Genomic DNA, 18554 nt, shown 5'->3' with positions numbered 1-18554 from the left:
TATAATTCATTGCTTCCGATTTTCCTCGCGGAAAATCCTCGCAACTTTATTATCTTAGTTTCTTAACCCTGAAAATCCTGCGGATTTTCACGCAACGAAACTATACACAAACCGTTGTAAACAAGCTAAGCAACCCACATAACTGAATAATGAATAAAGTAATGAATCGGAAAAAAAGAAATATTTTAATAGGCATAATTATATTTATAATAATATTATTTTTCAGTCCTATATTCTATTTTAAATCCAAAACTGACCTTACAACTCAAAATAAAATTGACAACACAAACATTGACGGATCAAGAACCAATACGGTTACTGAAACCAAGGGCATATCGATAAATGAAAAGGTTAAGGATTTAGAAAATGACCCGCGAATTAAAGTGGTAAATTCGTCTGTATTGAATTTTGGAATCTATACAATTCTAAAAAAAGAATTAATCTTAAATAGAATTGTGGATAATCAAAAAATAGAAACTATTGTCAATGCGGAGTGTGACGTTTGGGGATTAGGCAAGCTAAGCATCAAAAAAAATAGTTTCAACAAAATTCTTGAAAAAAGGATTGACGAAATATTCGAAAAAAATTAAAAAGCCTGTTTACAACAACGTGTATAATTCATTGCTTCTGATTTTCCTTCGGAAAATCCTCACGCTGAATTATTGCCAGTTTTTATTTACTAACTTAGTGCCGAACCCACGCAACGAAATCATACACCAACCGTTGGCACCAATGCAAAACCAAATCTGAATGAAAATATATGCAGAAGACACTTTAGACAATTTGCTTTCGAGTAAAAGACTTGAAGTAAAAAATCGTATAGAATCCGAAAGTGAAGACTATATATTAAATGTTGGAGAAGAACAATATATAGAATATTTGAAATCAGAATTCACACTTGATATACCAGAAATTCACACAGATAAGGTTTATGTTGATACTTATGAAAGAGATATTCCTGGTAGTCGTTTTCCAATGGAATTTATGATTTCAAATCCTCACAAAACTTTTAAAAAAGATATTGTTGTGTATCATATACCATATTCAGGTTCGATTGACTTGTTGCGATTCAGACCAAGTAGTTGGACTTCAATGGCTGGTTATGAAATAAAAATTGATAAGCAATCAAGAACAATTGTGTTAGAATATATCAACTTTTATAATGACGCTGAAAAAATAAAAAGAGCATACAACGATTCTGTAAGATATATTTTTGGTTCTTATCAGCATCTTAAAAATGATATTGAAGCTTACAACAATGGTCTTGAAAATTTTATTCGTTCAACGATAAATGCAAGAAGACAAAGAATTTCAAAAAAAACAGATTTTATAGCTTCGCTTGGTGTTCCTGTAAAGAAAAAAACGGAAACACCACAAACATTTGCTGTTCCACAACCCAAATTAAAAGACAAAATTCAAGTTAGACCTATTGTACATACAAAAGGCTTTAAACCAGAACCAACTTTAGACAACGATAATTATATTAAAATATTGAAAATCATAAATGATGTTGGTAAAAATTTTGAGCGTCTACCTTCGGTTTATTCTGGGAAATACGAAGAGCATTTGCGCGACCATATATTACTAACACTTGACCCAAATTTTGAATTTGGCAGTGCAAGTGGAGAAACTTTTAATAAAACTGGTAAGACTGATATACAACTGCGTTATGACAGTTCAGTAGTATTTGTTGCCGAATGTAAATTTTGGGAAGGAGAAAAAGCCTTTTTAGCGACTATTGACCAACTTTTAGGTTATTTAACTTGGAGAGATTCCAAAACTTCTGTAGTGATTTTTGTTAGGAATAAAGGATTCACTTCTGTATTAGAAACAGCAAAAGAAGTAATTAAAAAGCATCCAAATTTTATTAGGGAAAAACAAGCGAATGATGACAATTGGTTTAATTACATTTTTTCGATTCCAGATGATTCAAATAAAGAAATTCAACTGGCAGTTCAAATGTATCATTTACCATAAATAAAGCACAGGTGCCAACAATGGCTATAATTCATTGTGGTTTTGTGCCACACCAAAATAAAAGTATAAATCAAGCGGCTGGATTTCGGCGGAATAATCCTGCGGATGATTCCACAACGAAATCATAGCCAAACCGTTGTCGCTCATAGGATAAAACACTTCAAAGAATGAAAATACCAGACAAGAATAAAATATTTCCGCTCGACAACTATAATAGACTTTGCTTTCTTAAAAACATCATTAAAAATCCCAATATTATCGTTGGAGATTACACCTACTATGATGATTTCGAAAACGTTGAAAATTTTGAGAAAAACGTAAAATATCACTTTGATTTTGTTGGCGACAAATTAAGAATTGGAAAATTTTGTATGATTGCCTCCGACGTTAAATTTATAATGAATGGAGCAAATCATTTAACGGAATCGCTAACAACTTACCCGTTTGCTATTTTTGGTGAAGACTGGAAAACAGTAATGGACGGAAAGGAATATCCGAAAAAAGGAGATATAACTATCGGTAATGATGTGTGGATTGGGTATAATGCAACGATAATGGCAGGAGTAACCATTGGAGACGGAGCTATAATTGCAACAAACTCTACTGTTATAAAAGATGTTGAACCTTATTCTATTGTTGGAGGAAATCCTTCCAAAGAAATTAAGAAACGTTTTTCAGATGAAAAAATTAAAAAGCTATTGGAAATTCAATGGTGGAATTGGGATATAGAACGAATAACAAGAAATGTTCAGAATTTAACAGACAATAAACTTGAAAAAATAGTTGAATAAAAATACTATTCCTGACACGGTTTAATTAATTGCCGTCGGATTCTTTTAACGAGATTCTTTGCAATCAATTATCTATAGGGCAGATGAACATTTTCCGTTAGAAAAGTCTGTATAAATCATATAAAACACGTTAGCTTTAAGCCATGAAAAAAACTATTCTGACATTAATATTTCTAACTAATTTATCTGTTATGTTTTCTCAAGAAAAAGATGAGAAATTATTCTTTGAAATAAAGAGTTTTATAAAGGTAAATAATGAATCTAACTTTGAAAAAATGGTTGAATATTTTCCTGAATTTACATTTGACTCGATTTCTCGTAGAGAATTTTTGAGTCAACTAAAAGAAGTGTCATCCAGTACAATGAATGTAAACATAAAAATGGATAATATATTTGAAATTGACACTTTGATTACATTAAACAAAGTTAAATATGCACGTATTAACTTACCACAGGAAACCACAGTGAATTTCAGTGAATTTCAGGATAAAGGAGGAGCGGATTTTGCAAGTCAAATGGCTTATTTATCACTAGTAAAAGAATATGGGGAAGAAAATGTTAAACTAGATAAAGAAAAATGGACAATCACAATTGTGAACGTTTTCCCAATTTATGCAATAGAAGAGAAAAGCGGATGGAAATTTACTGTGCTGAATAAGAAAACTAAAAATTATATTCCTAAAACTATTCAGAAATCAATACAATAAAGATTTAAGAGTTTAAAGCTAAAAATGTATAAGTTTTGTTCACTTTTTTCTATAGAAAGTGTGGGGCAATTGTAGTATCTTAGTTTGTAATCTGATAATCCTGGATTTGATTGTAGAATAGTAACAAGAACCCTGTTTGCTATACATCAGTCAAGCTGTTTTATTCTGATTTTTTATACATCAAAAACATATTGTTAACCTGTAAAAGCTTTATGAAAATGGCCGAAAAGGAAAATGAAATTCAGGACATAGGAATGATTTTGCTGCGAATCGGTTCCATGTTACAAAGTTCGGGAGCTTGTACTGCACGGATTAGAATCATTTTAGAGCGTATTGCACGCGCTTATGATATGAATGCAAATGCCCTGATTACTCACAGAGCGATTATTTTAACCTTATTAAACCAACAGGAAGAACCTGTTTTTAACAGTGTAAAACGAACCGCATCTGTTGGGGTTAATTTTAAGATTGTTTCGGGGATTAGTTTGATGAGTTTGAATATTAAAAACTCTAAATGGCAATTAGTTAATATTATAAAGGAACTTGATAAACTTGAAAATGCACCTCATTATCATCGGTTTATTGTTATGAATGCGGTTTCACTGGCTGGTGCTGGTTTTTGCTTCCTTGCTGAAGGGAGTCTTTTTTCAATGTCGGTTTGTTTTATAGCTACTTTTTTAGGGCTTTTTGTTAAGCAGGAAACCACACGAATTCATTTAAATCCATATTTATGTGTTTTCTTAGGAGCATTTACAGCGACCTTTATAGCTGGTGCTTTCAGGTGTTTTTTCCCGGAAGCAGACCTTGAACACGCGTTTGCAACCTCGGTTTTATTTCTTATTCCCGGGGTTCCTTTAATTAATTCGTTTATCGATTTTATTGATGGAAATCTGTTAAATGGGATAATTCGTTTAATTAACGGTTTAGGTATTTCATTTATGATTGCCATAGGAATGATTTGTTCAATTGTAATTTTCAATTTGTAAATATGGACTATGTGCTCTTAATATTGAAAGCTTTGGCAGGAGGGGTTGCCGCTATAGGTTACGCCATTCTGTTTAATACACAATCTTCATCACTGGTTACCATATTTTTTATTGGTATAACCGGTATTTTTATAAAAGCAGGACTGATGCTTTTTGGTATTAACGTTATTATTACATCGTTTTTTGGAGCAACAAGTGTTGGCTTTTTAAGCTATTACTTGGCACGATATATAAAAAGACCACCTTTAACCATTGCTATTCCTTCAATCATTCCAATGGTGCCGGGTATTTTTTTATACCGCATGATGATTGGATTTGTGAAATTGGCTGATAGCAGGGAAATTACTGAACATGAATTTATTAAATTACTGTCGCATACGTATTCAAATGGGATAAAAGCCATATTTATACTTTGTGTTTTAGCAATTGGTATAAGCTTCCCTTATCTTCTTTTTAGAAAAAGCTCGTTGCATTATATCCACAAAAAGTAAATGTAAAGATGTGCTCAGGATATTGTTTAAAAGGCAGGTGTAAAATTGAGATTAATGTAATATATTTTAATATGGCTCTGGAAGATTTAGGATATAGTAAAACCTTAGAAGATTATAGACAACAGCATAATCTCGGAGCGTTTGAAGTGGGCAGGGTAGCGCAGGAGCATAAAGATCGGTATGTGGTAGTCACCGATGCGAAAACTCTGGACGGTGAACTTATAGGGAATTTAAGATATACGGCTACAAGTAGAAATGATTTACCTGTTGTTGGAGATTGGGTTGCTATTTCGGAATATGATGAAGGTAAAGGGTTAATTCATGCTGTTTTGCCTCGTTTTTCTGTTTTAGAACGTCAAGCCATAGGTAAATATGGAGAAGCGCAATTAATAGCCAGTAATGTCGATTATGGATTAATTATACAATCGGTAAACAGAGATTTTAATATCAACAGGTTGGAGCGTTATTTAACCTTATGTTACGCTTCGAAAATCAAACCAATAATCGTTGTTACAAAAACAGACCTGACAGATGTACAGAAGGTAAATGTCTTACTTGATGAAATAAACAATAGGATTAAAAATGTTTCTATTGTTGCTGTGAGTAATAAAACCCAAATGGGGATGGATGACCTGAAAAAACTGATTTATAAGGGTAAAACCTACTGTCTTTTAGGGTCGTCTGGCGTAGGTAAATCTTCGCTTATAAATAGTTTGAGTGGAGCATATTTGATGAAAACAGGAAGTATTAGTGAACGTATAGACAGAGGTAAACATGTTACCACACACCGAGAGCTAATATCTTTAATAAACGGAGCGATACTTATTGATAATCCGGGAATGCGAGAGGTTGGAATAACAGATGCTTCAGGTGGATTAGAAAGCACATTCGAAAAAATATACGAATTAACACAACATTGTAAATTTTCAGATTGTACGCATACTACAGAGCAGGGCTGTGCTGTAATATCGGCCATAGAAAAAGGAGAAATAGAGGAATCGTTTTTTGAAAATTATCTAAAAATGGAAAGAGAAAAAGAACATTTTGAATCGACAGTGGCCGAAAAACGTAAAAAGGATAAAGACTTTGGTAAGATGATAAAGCAGTATAAGAAGTCTAAAAACTCTAATAGGAATTAAATAACGACTCTACAAAAACATATATAGACTTTATTGAATAGTATTGTTTATTGTTTTCAGTGCATCAAAAGCTATAAAAGTTCAGATTTATGGCAATACGAGGTAATAGAAATATCGGATTGATTAAGTCTAATAACTAAATATAAATAATATTAAAGACTGTTTTAATTTCGTAAATTGTTCAATCAATTTTTTGAAAAATTAGTTGATTTTAAATCATGAGGAAATGAAACAGTTAATTTTTATACTTACAGTGTTCTTGGTTGTAGGTTGCGAACAAGGCCACAAGAAGAAAGATTTTTTAGGAACCTGGGATATTGTTTCGCAAATAGAAATTAAAACCGGAAAATTAATAGATCCGGATTCTAAAATTTTGCATGTGGCAAAATTTACAAAGGATTCCCTGTATATAGATTCAGATATAGTGCATAGCTGGAAAGTTGAAGGCGATTCTATATTTATGGATAACTCTACTCCGGGCGTTTATATAAGGGAGCTAACTTCAGATAAACTTGTTGTTGAATTTGAATTTTTCGATTTAATTCAACTGATTTTAAAAAGACGGGAGTGATAAATTGATAATTTTGTTTTAAAAATGTAAAACAAGATTTTTAGGATAATGAAACGAATAAGGGAAATAGATGCATTAAGAGGTTTTGCTTTATTTGGCATCATTATGACGCATATGTTTCAGGGGTATCTGGCGAGTTTAGTGCCTCCTCAATATAATGGTTTTAACATGTTTTTCCCTGTTGACGAATTAAGCCGTTTTATGGTTAGGAATTTCTTTGTCGGGAAGTTTTATGCCATTTTTTCAATGCTTTTCGGACTTAGTTTTTATTTAATTTTAGATGGGAAAAAAGATGCGAGCTCTAGGAAGTTTGCATGGCGTCTGGTGTTGCTTTTTGTTATCGGTTACGTGCATCACATTCACTATCGAGGAGATTTTTTAACAGTCTATGCTGTTTTTGGAATAATTTTAATTCTTTTTAGAAAAATCCCAACGAAAATAATTTTTGTGGCAGGACTGTTTTTAGCTCTTAATGGGCCTGCTGTTTTGCAAAAAGGGAGTGCTTTGTTTTTTCAGAAGACAGAGGCAGCACCACAAAATACAGGCGGAAAGACCAAATTAGAGTTAGCAAACAGTTATTTTGATTTGGTTCTTGAGGGGGAGTATAAGAAGTTATTAATATCTAATAGTACTGCAGGTTTTATTAATAAGTATAATTATTTGAAATCCAGTGGACGAATGTGGATTGTTCCCGGATTGTTTCTTCTTGGGCTTTGGGTAGGAAGAAGAAAGTGGCACGAGAGGTTGGAACACATTCCTTTGAAGAGATTGATTTTAGTATCCTTTAGTATAGGGATGCCTTTAGTTTGGATTAATTTTCATTTTTCGAGGTCTAATTATTCAGAGTTTGTACAGTTTTTAGGAGGGATATCTAAGGATGCTTCAAATATTTTTATGCCCTTATTTTATATAGGTTTGTTGCTTTTGGCTTATAAATCGAATTTCATTGGAAAATTTATAAAATATTTAATACCAGTTGGGAAAATGGGTTTGACGACTTATGTGTTTCAATCGGTATTTGGTTTATTTGTGTTTTACGGATATGGTTTAGGATTACTGTTAAAATTGTCGGGAACTGTTGCTCTTGGTTTAGGGCTACTGTTTTTTATAATGCAAATGTTGTTTGCTCAATGGTGGTTTAGCAAGTTTAAATACGGGCCTTTAGAATGGCTTTGGCGATGCGGAACCGATAGAACATGGTTATCTAATAAACTGTCGGAATCAGACAGAGTTTCTTTAAAATTTCCAGTGAGTTAGATTAAAGCAAATAAAAAGGGAACATGATTAAATGCTCCCTTTTTATTTGTTTAAGAGTTATCCTTTAAAATTATCTGGTAACAAAATCGCTTAGTGTAATGTATATGTTACCATTTAATTCGTCGTGATAGATGTTGTATTTTGTCGGGTAGTTATTTCCGGGTTCTTCAAAAGTAAGTGGCTGGGAATAAGTGCCACTAAACTCTTCTCCTGATAATAAATAATCAACGGTTATCATGGGTTCTGTAAACGTATTTTTTTGAGCATAAGACCCATAAACCATAATGTGAGTAAATGTATTGCTCCCTATAAACCAGGAAATTGGAAGCCAGTGTTTACCCATATTAGGATACGAGGCTTGAATTAATGGCGGTTTTACATAATCGTTTGGCATTTTTGTTGGATCAGGAAAAAGGTTGAAGGCATCAACAATATCTTGATTGTTTTGATCGTAGGTAGGAATTGCTAATCGTTCTTCCAAAGTAATGGCATAAAAGTGTAAATCGAAATGAGGAACGTTAAATCCGGGATCATGACCCATGGGCTGAAAGTTTAAACCAATATGTTCAAAAGGGGTTACTTCTTTGGCTTTGCTGTGTAAAGGTAAAACTGTGGCACCATCTTCAACAAGCGTTCCTGGCAAGATATTATTTTCAGGCATTACCATTTCTCCGTCTGTAGGTATTGGTAAATCTACCAAGACATCAGGTGTGAATTCAATTGCTAATTCCAGTGGAAATCCTTCTTTGTTAATACTAATCCAGGAGCGAGCTTTGCCATTAAGGTATTGTACTTCCGGACCTTTAAAGACATTGAATTTATCCGAACTGGTTTTTAAGGAGCTGTTAGTACTTGTTGATGCATTGGATAATTCATCATTAGTACTGCAAGAGCAAAAGCTAAATACAATGACAAGAGCCATTACTTTCTTTAAGTTGTTGATTAATGTTTTCATTTTCCTAAGTTTTAGTGTTAATAGAAATTATTAAGCGGTTGTATAGGAAGAAGCTCAGTTTAGTTTTGAAGACGTTATAAAATTAAATGCAATTCAGGAGAGAAAACATTAAATGAGGTGTACTATTGAATTTTGTAGATAGATAAGCAGATAAATGCGACAAATCACTTAAATCGTATTTTATGGTTAATTAAAGGGAAATAAATTTTAGTTGGCAATTATTCTAATCTTCTAAATTATAGTTGCCAGGTGCCAATTTTTGAACCATTTCTGAATAATTTTTGCCAAAAGGAATTTCAATTTTACCTATTTCCACATCATTTTTTGTGAAGGCAGTAACTTTATTGATGGAAATAATAAATGATCGGTGAATTCGAATAAATAAATTTTTAGGAAGCATATCTTCAACCGAAGACAGTGTTTGTTTGACCTTCAACGTTGTACAATCCTCTTTGTGGATGATGATATAATCTCTTAAACTTTCAATGTAAAGTATTTCTTCAAGAAAAATTTTAATCATTTTTCGATCAGAGCGGAAATATAAAAACCCTGAATCATCTATAATTTCCTCAGATTCAGTTGCATTTAACTGAGAATATTTATTAACAGCTTTCAAAAACCGTTCGAAGGAAATGGGTTTAAGAAGATAATCTATGGCATCAAGGTCGAAGGCTTCAATGGCATACCCTTTGTGAGCTGTTGTAAATATAACTTTGGGTGGGTAGCGAAGGGATTTTAATAAATCAGTGCCAATTAATTTGGGCATGTTTATATCTAAAAACATTAAATCTATTTTGTGTTCGTTTAAAAGCTCGATGGCCTGAAAGGCATTAACACAAGTTCCAACAATATCCAGCTGGTTTAAAGTTTTAATATAATTTGTTAATACTTTAATTGCGGGGGGCTCATCATCTACTATAAGACATTTGTGTTTCATAATGAGTGTTGTTTGATTAGTTTATCCTTAAATTCTTCTTGTAGTTCTTCTAACTCAATTTCCAGGTCAACAATAAAAACATCATTTAGTAAGTTGGTTTTAAATTTATATTTCCCATGGTATAGCAACTCTAATCTTCGCATTACATTTTGTAATCCCAGGCCACCGCTATGTTTTGTGTTTTTGTTAATATTATGTTCTATACTATTCACCAGTTTAAATGTCATTACAGATTCTTTTAATATCATATCCAGACGAATCCAGCATTGGTCTATTTGTTTACTCGTGCCATGCTTAAAAGCATTTTCTAAAAACGGGAGCAGAAGCATGGGGGCTATTTGGAAATTTTTAACATGGCCTGAAATGGTTATCGATATGTCTAGGCGGTCTCCATAACGCAATTGCTCTAAAGCAATGTAATTTCTGAGAAGTTCAATCTCTTTTACCAGCGGAATTCTGGCTACATCACTTTCATAAACCATGAATCGAAGTAATGAAGATAGTTTTAAAACTATTTCAGGGGCATGAATAGACTGTTCTAAAGTGTGAGAATATAAATTATTTAGTGTATTGAACAAAAAGTGCGGGTGCAGCTGCGCTTTTAAAAGTTTTAATTCTGCCTGTGATTTTTGTTTTTCGGCTTCCAAAGTTTGTTGTTTTTGTTCATACCAGTACTGTAACAGTTTTATAGAGATTACAATACCACCAACATGAAAAAAAGGCAGAACATTTTTACCTATCAATACGGTCATTCCTTTTAATTGTGAATTAATATTTATAGAGATTTGTGCCAGGGAAGTGTAAGCCCCACATAGTAATACTGTGATGATAAGTCCTGCTGTAAATGAGATGAATTTTCGTTTAAGTAAGAATTTGGGTATTAGCAAATGATCAAGAGAATAAGCCATAATCATAAATCCAGGTAAATACAAACTTGCATTTATAAACGATTTTTTAGGATTTATATTAAGCCCAAAACCCCATGCAAAATAGGTTGTAATCAGTAACCAAAACAAAGTGTGTAAACCAATGGTTTTGAGTGTCTTTGCCCATTTTATTTGATTCATAGCCATAGTCAGAATTTTATTTAAAATAGTTAATAATTCTGTCTAATTAAAATTTAATTTTTGAAATTCAATTAGTTATGGATGAATGGTGTTAATTAGTCATTTTGTCTATCTCTACAGTTTAAGATTTGTTAGGTGTTTGTCGGGGTGAAGATTTTCGTTTTTATAACTTCAATTCTGTAATATGCCCCGTAATTATTGGTATTTTAAACTTACCTTTTCTGTCTTAATCTCGTTAAGTAATTGCGAACCGGAGTATCGTAAAATTTCATGACAATCCAGCTGAAAAGTACCATCGTGATGGTTCCAAAAATGATTATGTAGGCTAGTTTTTCAGGCGAAGGGTTTTGTGTAACATAGTAATTGCCAAACCACCAGATGCCTGCATAGTGCGTCATATACAAGGGATAAGAGATGTTTCCTAAAAACACACACAATTTTTTGAAAGATTCAGATTGAATAGAACCAGCTCCCAGAGATACTAATAACGGGAAATAAAACAAAACCACTAAAGCTTCGGTTATCCAGTTTAGAGAACCCCATGGCATCACAAAAGCAGCAGTTAATAGCACAGATAATCCAATAAAACCTAATTTGTTTTTAATAATCCAACCAGATCTGTAAACAACCAACCCGGCAAGGAAAGAATAAAACATTCTTATACCACCATCTGCAAAAGTGCCACCGCTCCAGCCGCCTAGTAAATTTTCAGAAGAATAACTCACCCAAATAAGTGCAACTGCCGCAGGAATTAATAGAACTTGCAGTACTTTTTTAGATAATTTAATGAGGATGAAAGCATACAGCAAATTTGCGATGTATTCCCAGAATAAAGACCATGCAGGAGCATTTAAGCTGAATAAATTAAAGCCACGTTCTTTCATTACAGGTAGCGGAATAACAAATAAAGAGCAGATTAAAATTAAAAGTAGTTTAGCAATCGAATATCCCTCGGCATGATTTTCAAAAGGATCAATCAACAAGCCAATAAAACCAATTACAGACCCGAAAATAACTAATGGATGTAATCGTATAAGTCGGGATGTAAAAAACGATTTTAGTCCTATTTGTGGTAGCCTGTTATCGTAAGCATAAGCGATTACAAATCCCGAAAGGCAGAAAAAGAAATCTACAGCCAGAAATCCGTGAGCTATAAAGTTTTTAGAAAAGTCGTCGTAGTAAATCCACTCCATATAATGAAACACCACTACCGCTAATGCGGCAATCCCTCTTAAGCCGTCTAAAATATGAAAATGAGGTTTGCTTTGAAGTTGGGTTGAGGTTGTAGGTTGATTCATGAAAGAAGATGAGATTTGTATTTAATTGCTGTAAATCTATTAAAAAATCGATGATAGAATAGAAATTGGAGAGATTATAAGTAGTAAAAAGAAATCATGGAATTAAAAATATTTTTTTAGTATATTTCTTACATGATAATTTTCTAACCAACTCAATTAAATCATTTATGAAAAAACCTATTTATGTCGCCCTATTGTCCTTTGTTGTTTTATCGTGTAAAACCAAAGAGGTGGAAATAATGGAAATTACTTTTGAAAACCGCTATAAGTTTACCAATGAAATAGAGAAAAGTGTTCTTGGGGAAAATCCGGATTATCAAGATTCTTCAGTCGATTATTCATATGTTGTTAATCATGAAAAGGCATTGGAACATTGGGATTTAGCAATGAATGCTCAGCCTAAAGAACATAAGCAAAAGCAATTAGATTCTGTTCGTAATCTTTACAAGGTAAATGACGCCAAAGACTATATTTTAAGTCAGGCTGATCATGAAAAAATTATAATAATAAACGAAATGCATTGTAATGCTACGCACAGAATTTTCACAGAAGAATTGTTAAAAGATTTGTATGCAAAAGGATATAAAAATTTATGTGTAGAAGCTTTATATAATGATGGATCAGATACTTTATTGAATGCTTTGAGGTATTCAAAATATGAATTTGGTACGTATTTATGGAATCCACAGTTTAGCAACATGATTCGTGAGGCATTGAAAATTGGCTTTAAAATACATGCCTATGAAACTAAAGGAGATATTGGAGGGGAGGTAAGAGAAATAGACCAGGCTAATAATATGGCTAAAATTATAAAAGAGAATCCCGATGAGAAATTTTTAATTCATTGTGGAAGCGGTCATGCTCTTGAAGGATATATTAAGTTTTTTGGAGGCGCAGCGTTGGCAGGTAGGTTGCATCAATTGACAGGGATAGATCCTTTTACTATTGATCAAGTGTTTTATTCAGAAAAATCTAAAAGAGAAAATAGTAACATCTTTTCTCAGGCATTTAATTTTGAAAACTACTCAATTTTATTAGATAAGAATTCAAAACCATTTGGTTACAAAAAGGGAGAAGAGAGGATGGACTTAGTGGTGTTTCACCCAATGACTACTTATAACAACAAAAGACCGAACTGGGTTTTCGAAAGGGGAAATAAAGATGTTGAAATAAACATGAATAAGATAAATCTAGAATTTCCTGTTATGGTTCTTGCATTCAATAGTAATGAGGATTTGCATGAGGCTATTCCCATTGATATAACAGAGGTAGAGAAAAGAGATGCAGGTTGTCATCTTGGGTTGCCAAAAGGAAATTATAATATTGTTGTAACAAATAAATCGGAATCCATTTTGTTTAAAAAGGATGTTTTGTAATTTGGTTTAAATCTGTAGGTCATTGAAGGTGAATGTTTAGTATCTTAGATGAAAAAGTATAAACATGTTAGGACTTCGAACAACCATTTATAAGGTTAGTAATATTGAACAGGCTACCGATTGGTATATCAAAGCTTTTGAAACTGAGCCGTATTTTAATGAACCTTTTTATGTAGGATTTAATATTGGTGGGTTTGAATTAGGACTTCAGCCAGAAGAAGAGCCTGTTACAGATAAGGCGGAAAGTGTCGTGTCGTATTGGGGTGTGGAGGATATTTACGCGACATTTAATAGGTTGCTCGATTTAGGAGCAACAGAACATGAAGCGCCCTTTAATGTTGGAGGAGAACTCATGACGGCTACAGTAAAGGATCCTTATGGAAACATAATAGGCATTATTTACAATCCGTATTTTAAAATGGAGAAGGACGAGTAGCTTTTCGTTTACTATCTTCGTTTTATATTTATGTTTCCATGAAATTAACTTATACATTAGGTAAATCTGACTTTTTAGAATATCAGCTGTATGCTTCTTCAAAATCCAAATCGCATAAAAGCAGACGTTTTCGTTCCCGTATCATTATCCCGTTTATTTATGTGGCATTAGGAGGTTATGTTGTAAGCTTAGGTAATTTAACCGAAGGCTTAATGTTTGCTGGTATTGGTGTTGTTTGGTTTTTGTTTTACCCCAAATATTCCAAATGGCGTTATAAGAAACATTTTCAAAAGCATATCGAAGAGCATTATCAAAATAGAATTGATAAAACAGTTGAATTAACGATAGAAGATGGCAGCTTACTGACTAAAGATTTTACGGCCGAAACCAAAGTAAATGCCAGCGAATTAAAGGAATTAATTGAACTTCCAAAACATGTCTTTATCAGGCTAACAACCGAGTTGGCATTAATTGTTCCGAAACAGAAGATTAAAGATTTAGAGGTATTTAAAAATGAAATCCAGTCTTTGGGAGCGACTTATGTTGATGATATCCAATGGCAGTGGAAGTAAATATTTAAAAAGAGGAAATAAATTATGAAGACAAAAATAGCATTAGTAACCGGAGGAAGTCGTGGCTTAGGAAGAGATATGGCTATCAATCTGGCTAAAAAAGGCTTAGATGTTATTATTACTTATCATAGCAATGAAGCAGCCGCAAAGGAGGTTGTTAAGGTTATTGAAGACTTAGGTAAAAAGGCTAAGGCGTTTCAGTTAGATACCAGTTCGACAGCGGGATTTGATGATTTTTTTAAGAACATTTCCAATTATCTGAAAGAAGAGAATGGTAGTCCGAATTTCGATTTTTTAATTAATAATGCGGGTACAGGGTTATATGTGCCTTTTGAAGAAACTACAGAGGCTCAGTTTGATGAGATGGTTAACGTGCATTTAAAGGGTGTGTATTTTTTAACGCAAAAAGCGGTGCCTTATATGAATGATAAGGGCGGCATTGTGAATATATCTTCAGGTTTAGCACGATTTACGTTGCCTAAATCGTCTGCCTATGCTTCTATGAAAGGTGCTGTTGACGTGTTTACGCGTTATCTGGCCAAGGAATTGGCGTATAAAAAAATAAGAGCAAATGCTGTGGCGCCTGGAGCTATTGCTACAGATTTTGGTAATGGTGAGAATAAAAAGAACGAAGAAAAAAGAAAACTACTGTCTAATGTCACTGCTTTAGGTCGTGTGGGTGAGCCAGAGGATATTGGGAGTATTGTGGCCTTTTTATGTACAGACGAAGCGGGGTGGATTAATGGGCAACGTATTGAAGCTTCAGGAGGTGTATTTTTGTAATTGACCTTGGTGCAATTATAAACCTTTGTTTAAAAATAATTATGTAGTTTGCGGGCGTTTTAACCCCTAATCTTAAATAATGAAATCAGTTTTATTTTTTACATTCTTAACTGCAGTTGCAAAATCGGCAGTCATCGCCTGTATAGGGCTTTTAGTTAAAGACCATTTTAAAACCTTTTTAACGTTAATTACCAGGAAAGCTATTCCGGAAAGCGAGACAGAAGCTGTAAACTCTGAAAAATTTAATAATGTATTAAAATGGATAGGTATTGCTATTATAGCTTTAGGCGTATGTGTGGCTGTAACGGCATTTGCGAGTTTTATTGCCGGTATTGAAATGTCTTCAAACCGATTAAAACTTAATTTTTAATCTCATAAATGAAATATCTCCAAATAATAACGTTTAGTCTTCTTTTATTTATGTCTTGTAAACATGAGAAACATACAACAATTGAAATCGAAACAGATTTAGGAAATATTGTTTTAGAGTTGTACCATGATAAAGCTCCAAAAACCTGTGCCAATTTTTTAAAACATATTGAACAGGGGACTTTCAAAGATGCTAGTTTTTACAGAACAGTTCGTTTAGATAATCAACCTGAAAATAATGTGAAAATTGAAGTCATTCAAGGCGGAATTAATTCTGAAGAAACTCCATTTGAACCGGTACTACATGAAAATACCAAGCAAACAGGTATTTTGCATGAAGAAGGCACTTTGTCTATGGCGCGTTACGAACCCGGAACAGCAACCACAGAATTTTTTATTTGCATAGGTAATCAACCTGAGTTGGATTATGGGGGAAAACGTAATCCTGATGGACAGGGCTTTGCTGCCTTTGGTAAGGTCGTTCAAGGAATGGATGTGGTTAAAGCTATTCAGCAGTTAAAGGATGAAGATCAGATGTTGATTAAGCCTGTTCCTTTCAGCATTGTGTCTGTTGGATCTACTACCCTTTATAATACTTTATAGAGCTCCAAACGGTAGACTTTTGTGTTAGAAATGGCAATTGTTATTCTTCTTTTTGTTTTAATTTTTTACGGGTTTTCATACCATTATAAGAGCAATATACGTCCTAGAATTATAGGAGCTCGAGGAGAGCATGAGGTGGCAAAAAAGCTAAGCAGACTTAATAAACGAAAGTATCTGGTTTTAAATGATGTTTTATTAAAATTCGGAGATTCTACGACACAAATAGATCATATTGTTGTCTGTAAGTCAGGAATTTTTGTGATAGAAACCAAAAACTACAAAGGCTGGATTTACGGACACGAACATGCCGAATACTGGATGCAATCTATTTATAAATTCAAGAAGAAACTCAGAAATCCAATTAAACAGAATTGGGTACATGTTTTTGCTTTAAAGGAGATTTTAGCACCTTTCGGATTTATCGAATATTTTCCAGTTGTTGTTTTTGCTGGTAGCGGAAAGTTAAAGCATGTTACATCGTCTTTACCGGTTATAAAAACCAAAAAGCTTAGAAGAGTCATCAAGAAATCAACCCAAACGGATTATTTACCTCCTGATATCATGAAGCAGATTGCAGATACGTTATTGGAATCTAATATTACTGACAGAAAAGAAAATAAGAGGCATATAAAACGGGTAAAAAAGCAAGTTAAAGAAAAGAAAAATCAGATAGGCGGAAGAACGTGTCCTAATTGCGGAGGTAAACTCGTTATTAAAGGCGGGAAATATGGTAGGTTTTATGGGTGCTTGAGCTTCCCAAAGTGTAGATATACAATTAAGTGTTAATACTTGTGATATTCTAGTTGATTGATATAAAAAATCCCTGTTCAATTATTCTGGACAGGGATTTTCTTCTTATTTTTTCTTATTACGCTTATTGAAGTTTTTATCGCCTCGTGTTTTGGGCTTTTTGTATTTCTTTGCGATTTCACGTCGGTAAGAACCTCCTAAATTTTCTTTTTGATTTTTAGCTTTCTTTTCATGAAATGCAGGTCCTGGTGCATCTTCTTCGTTACGTTTCGTAGGATTGTTACGTTCTTTTACTTTAGTGCGTTCTTCTTCTAAAAGTTGTTCTGATATTTCAACCATGTCAGGGAACTCTAAAACAGGAATTTCCATGTTCATTAAACGTTCGATGTTTTCGCGGGCTTCCTGTTCTTTTTCAGTCGACAGTAAAATAGATTTACCTTTACGTTCAGCACGACCTGTTCTACCAATACGGTGCATGTAGTTTTCAGGGAAGTCTGGGGTGTCTAAATTGATAACATGACTTACGTTTTCAATATCCAGACCACGAGCCATAACATCTGTAGCTACTAAAATTCTGTTGTCACCATTTCTGAATTGTTCGATGCTTCGTAAACGGTAGTTTTGTGTTTTGTTCGAGTGAATTACACACAATTCTTCCTTAAAATGAAGGTCTAATTCCTCAAACAGTTTATCGGCAATCTTTTTATTCGATACAAAAACAATCACCTTATTGAATGTTTCGGCATCATTCAGAATATGAACTAACAAATTTACTTTCGTAAAAAAGTTTGGTACATTATATCGCGTTTGCTCAATATTCTCTAACGGCGTTCCTGAAACCGCAATCGATACACGCTCTGGTATGGTGAAGAAATCGTTTAGTAATTCATCGACATCTTCGGTCATTGTCGCCGAAAACATGATATTCTGACGCTTTTCCGGAAGGATATCAAAAATATTAATTAACTGGTGTCTGAAACCTAAATCAAGCATCACATCAACTTCATCAATCACAAGCTTCTGAATTGATTTCAGCTGAAGTACGCGACTTAAAGCTAAATCATATAAACGTCCCGGTGTAGCCACTAAAATGTCTAAGCCTTCGGCAACCGCCATTTTTTGAGTGTTAATATTGGTGCCTCCATAAACACCAAGCACTCTGGTGTTGATGTATTTGGTAAGTTTTTCAATTTCTTCAACCACCTGAACTACCAATTCGCGGGTAGGTACTAAAATAAGCACACGTGGATTCTCTTGTTTTGAAAATTTTAAATTCTTTAAAATAGGCAGCATGTAAGCAAAAGTTTTACCGGTACCAGTTTGTGCAATACCAACAATGTCTTTTCCAGAGCTAACAATATTAAAAGCTTCCGCCTGAATAGGTGTAGGTGTTGTAAAACCTAAATCGTCTAAGGCGTTGTATAATGGGGTATTTAAATTTAAATCTTTAAAAGTCAAAACGTATTAATTTATAGTGGGCAAAGTTACG

21 protein-coding genes are annotated in these 18554 nt (G+C 33.5%); 16 read left to right on the top strand and 5 right to left on the bottom strand.

Features of this window, described 5'->3' with window-relative positions; genetic code table 11:
* Positions 1 to 149 precede the first annotated feature (149 nt).
* The 9 genes from R1X58_RS15575 to R1X58_RS15535 all read left to right on the top strand — a co-directional run bounded on the left by R1X58_RS15575 (position 150) and on the right by R1X58_RS15535 (position 7919).
* Positions 150 to 590 carry a hypothetical protein gene (locus tag R1X58_RS15575; protein WP_240573293.1) on the top strand — a complete coding sequence of 147 codons (441 nt, stop codon included), beginning with the start codon at positions 150 to 152 and terminating at the stop codon, positions 588 to 590.
* A gap of 160 nt (positions 591 to 750) precedes the next feature.
* Positions 751 to 1977 (top strand): hypothetical protein, encoded by a 1227-nt coding sequence (locus R1X58_RS15570; RefSeq protein ID WP_240573292.1) that lies wholly within the window; start codon positions 751 to 753, stop codon positions 1975 to 1977.
* 167 nt (positions 1978 to 2144) lie between these two features.
* Complete coding sequence (locus R1X58_RS15565; RefSeq protein ID WP_240573291.1) at positions 2145 to 2768, top strand: CatB-related O-acetyltransferase; 624 nt, start codon at positions 2145 to 2147, stop codon at positions 2766 to 2768.
* Between the two features lie 143 nt (positions 2769 to 2911).
* A complete protein-coding gene (locus tag R1X58_RS15560) occupies positions 2912 to 3475 on the top strand; it encodes a hypothetical protein (protein WP_240573290.1) in 564 nt (187 codons plus the stop codon).
* A 212-nt stretch (positions 3476 to 3687) separates the two neighbouring features.
* On the top strand, positions 3688 to 4461 hold the full coding sequence (locus R1X58_RS15555; protein WP_317292998.1) for a threonine/serine exporter family protein: 774 nt from the start codon (positions 3688 to 3690) through the stop codon (positions 4459 to 4461).
* An 11-nt stretch (positions 4462 to 4472) separates the two neighbouring features.
* Entirely contained in the window at positions 4473 to 4952 is a 480-nt protein-coding gene (locus tag R1X58_RS15550) for a threonine/serine exporter family protein (RefSeq protein ID WP_317292997.1), read from the top strand.
* Positions 4953 to 5023: 71 nt separating this feature from the next.
* Positions 5024 to 6091 carry a ribosome small subunit-dependent GTPase A gene (gene rsgA, locus R1X58_RS15545; protein ID WP_240573287.1) on the top strand — a complete coding sequence of 356 codons (1068 nt, stop codon included), beginning with the start codon at positions 5024 to 5026 and terminating at the stop codon, positions 6089 to 6091.
* 226 nt (positions 6092 to 6317) lie between these two features.
* Complete coding sequence (locus R1X58_RS15540; RefSeq protein WP_240573286.1) at positions 6318 to 6662, top strand: hypothetical protein; 345 nt, start codon at positions 6318 to 6320, stop codon at positions 6660 to 6662.
* A gap of 48 nt (positions 6663 to 6710) precedes the next feature.
* Positions 6711 to 7919 (top strand): DUF418 domain-containing protein, encoded by a 1209-nt coding sequence (locus tag R1X58_RS15535; RefSeq protein WP_240573285.1) that lies wholly within the window; start codon positions 6711 to 6713, stop codon positions 7917 to 7919.
* A gap of 70 nt (positions 7920 to 7989) precedes the next feature.
* Here R1X58_RS15535 and R1X58_RS15530 read toward each other — a convergent pair whose 3' ends face one another.
* The 4 genes from R1X58_RS15530 to R1X58_RS15515 form a co-directional block, all read right to left on the bottom strand.
* A complete protein-coding gene (locus R1X58_RS15530) occupies positions 7990 to 8874 on the bottom strand; it encodes a hypothetical protein (RefSeq protein ID WP_240573284.1) in 885 nt (294 codons plus the stop codon).
* A 223-nt stretch (positions 8875 to 9097) separates the two neighbouring features.
* Positions 9098 to 9811, bottom strand: a complete 714-nt coding sequence (locus R1X58_RS15525) for a LytR/AlgR family response regulator transcription factor (RefSeq protein ID WP_240573283.1) — start codon at positions 9809 to 9811, stop codon at positions 9098 to 9100.
* Positions 9808 to 10878: a sensor histidine kinase gene (locus R1X58_RS15520; protein WP_240573282.1), complete on the bottom strand. Its 1071-nt coding sequence runs from the start codon at positions 10876 to 10878 to the stop codon at positions 9808 to 9810. Before R1X58_RS15520 ends, R1X58_RS15525 begins: the two co-directional genes overlap by 4 nt.
* Positions 10879 to 11090: 212 nt before the next feature.
* Entirely contained in the window at positions 11091 to 12176 is a 1086-nt protein-coding gene (locus R1X58_RS15515; RefSeq protein ID WP_240573281.1) for an acyltransferase family protein, read from the bottom strand.
* A gap of 167 nt (positions 12177 to 12343) precedes the next feature.
* Between R1X58_RS15515 and R1X58_RS15510 the strand changes: the two genes are divergently transcribed.
* The 7 genes from R1X58_RS15510 (at position 12344) to R1X58_RS15480 (ending at position 17101) form a co-directional block, all read left to right on the top strand.
* Complete coding sequence (locus R1X58_RS15510; RefSeq protein ID WP_240573280.1) at positions 12344 to 13552, top strand: hypothetical protein; 1209 nt, start codon at positions 12344 to 12346, stop codon at positions 13550 to 13552.
* A 64-nt stretch (positions 13553 to 13616) separates the two neighbouring features.
* Entirely contained in the window at positions 13617 to 13988 is a 372-nt protein-coding gene (locus tag R1X58_RS15505; RefSeq protein WP_240573279.1) for a VOC family protein, read from the top strand.
* Between the two features lie 38 nt (positions 13989 to 14026).
* Positions 14027 to 14560: a hypothetical protein gene (locus R1X58_RS15500; RefSeq protein ID WP_240573278.1), complete on the top strand. Its 534-nt coding sequence runs from the start codon at positions 14027 to 14029 to the stop codon at positions 14558 to 14560.
* Positions 14561 to 14584: 24 nt separating this feature from the next.
* Positions 14585 to 15343, top strand: a complete 759-nt coding sequence (locus tag R1X58_RS15495) for an SDR family NAD(P)-dependent oxidoreductase (protein WP_240573277.1) — start codon at positions 14585 to 14587, stop codon at positions 15341 to 15343.
* 79 nt (positions 15344 to 15422) lie between these two features.
* Entirely contained in the window at positions 15423 to 15713 is a 291-nt protein-coding gene (locus R1X58_RS15490; protein WP_240573276.1) for a hypothetical protein, read from the top strand.
* Positions 15714 to 15763: 50 nt separating this feature from the next.
* Positions 15764 to 16315, top strand: coding sequence for a peptidylprolyl isomerase (locus R1X58_RS15485; protein ID WP_258228402.1), 552 nt, complete (start codon positions 15764 to 15766; stop codon positions 16313 to 16315).
* Positions 16316 to 16345: 30 nt separating this feature from the next.
* Positions 16346 to 17101: an NERD domain-containing protein gene (locus R1X58_RS15480; RefSeq protein WP_240573274.1), complete on the top strand. Its 756-nt coding sequence runs from the start codon at positions 16346 to 16348 to the stop codon at positions 17099 to 17101.
* A 69-nt stretch (positions 17102 to 17170) separates the two neighbouring features.
* Here R1X58_RS15480 and R1X58_RS15475 read toward each other — a convergent pair whose 3' ends face one another.
* A complete protein-coding gene (locus R1X58_RS15475) occupies positions 17171 to 18523 on the bottom strand; it encodes a DEAD/DEAH box helicase (RefSeq protein ID WP_240573273.1) in 1353 nt (450 codons plus the stop codon).
* Positions 18524 to 18554: the final 31 nt, after the last annotated feature.

The organism is Aestuariibaculum lutulentum (assembly GCF_032926325.1).
GTDB classification, from domain to species: domain Bacteria; phylum Bacteroidota; class Bacteroidia; order Flavobacteriales; family Flavobacteriaceae; genus Aestuariibaculum; species Aestuariibaculum lutulentum.
The sequence above is the reverse complement of the archived record's forward strand: the minus strand, read 5'-3'. Positions and strand labels throughout refer to the sequence as shown.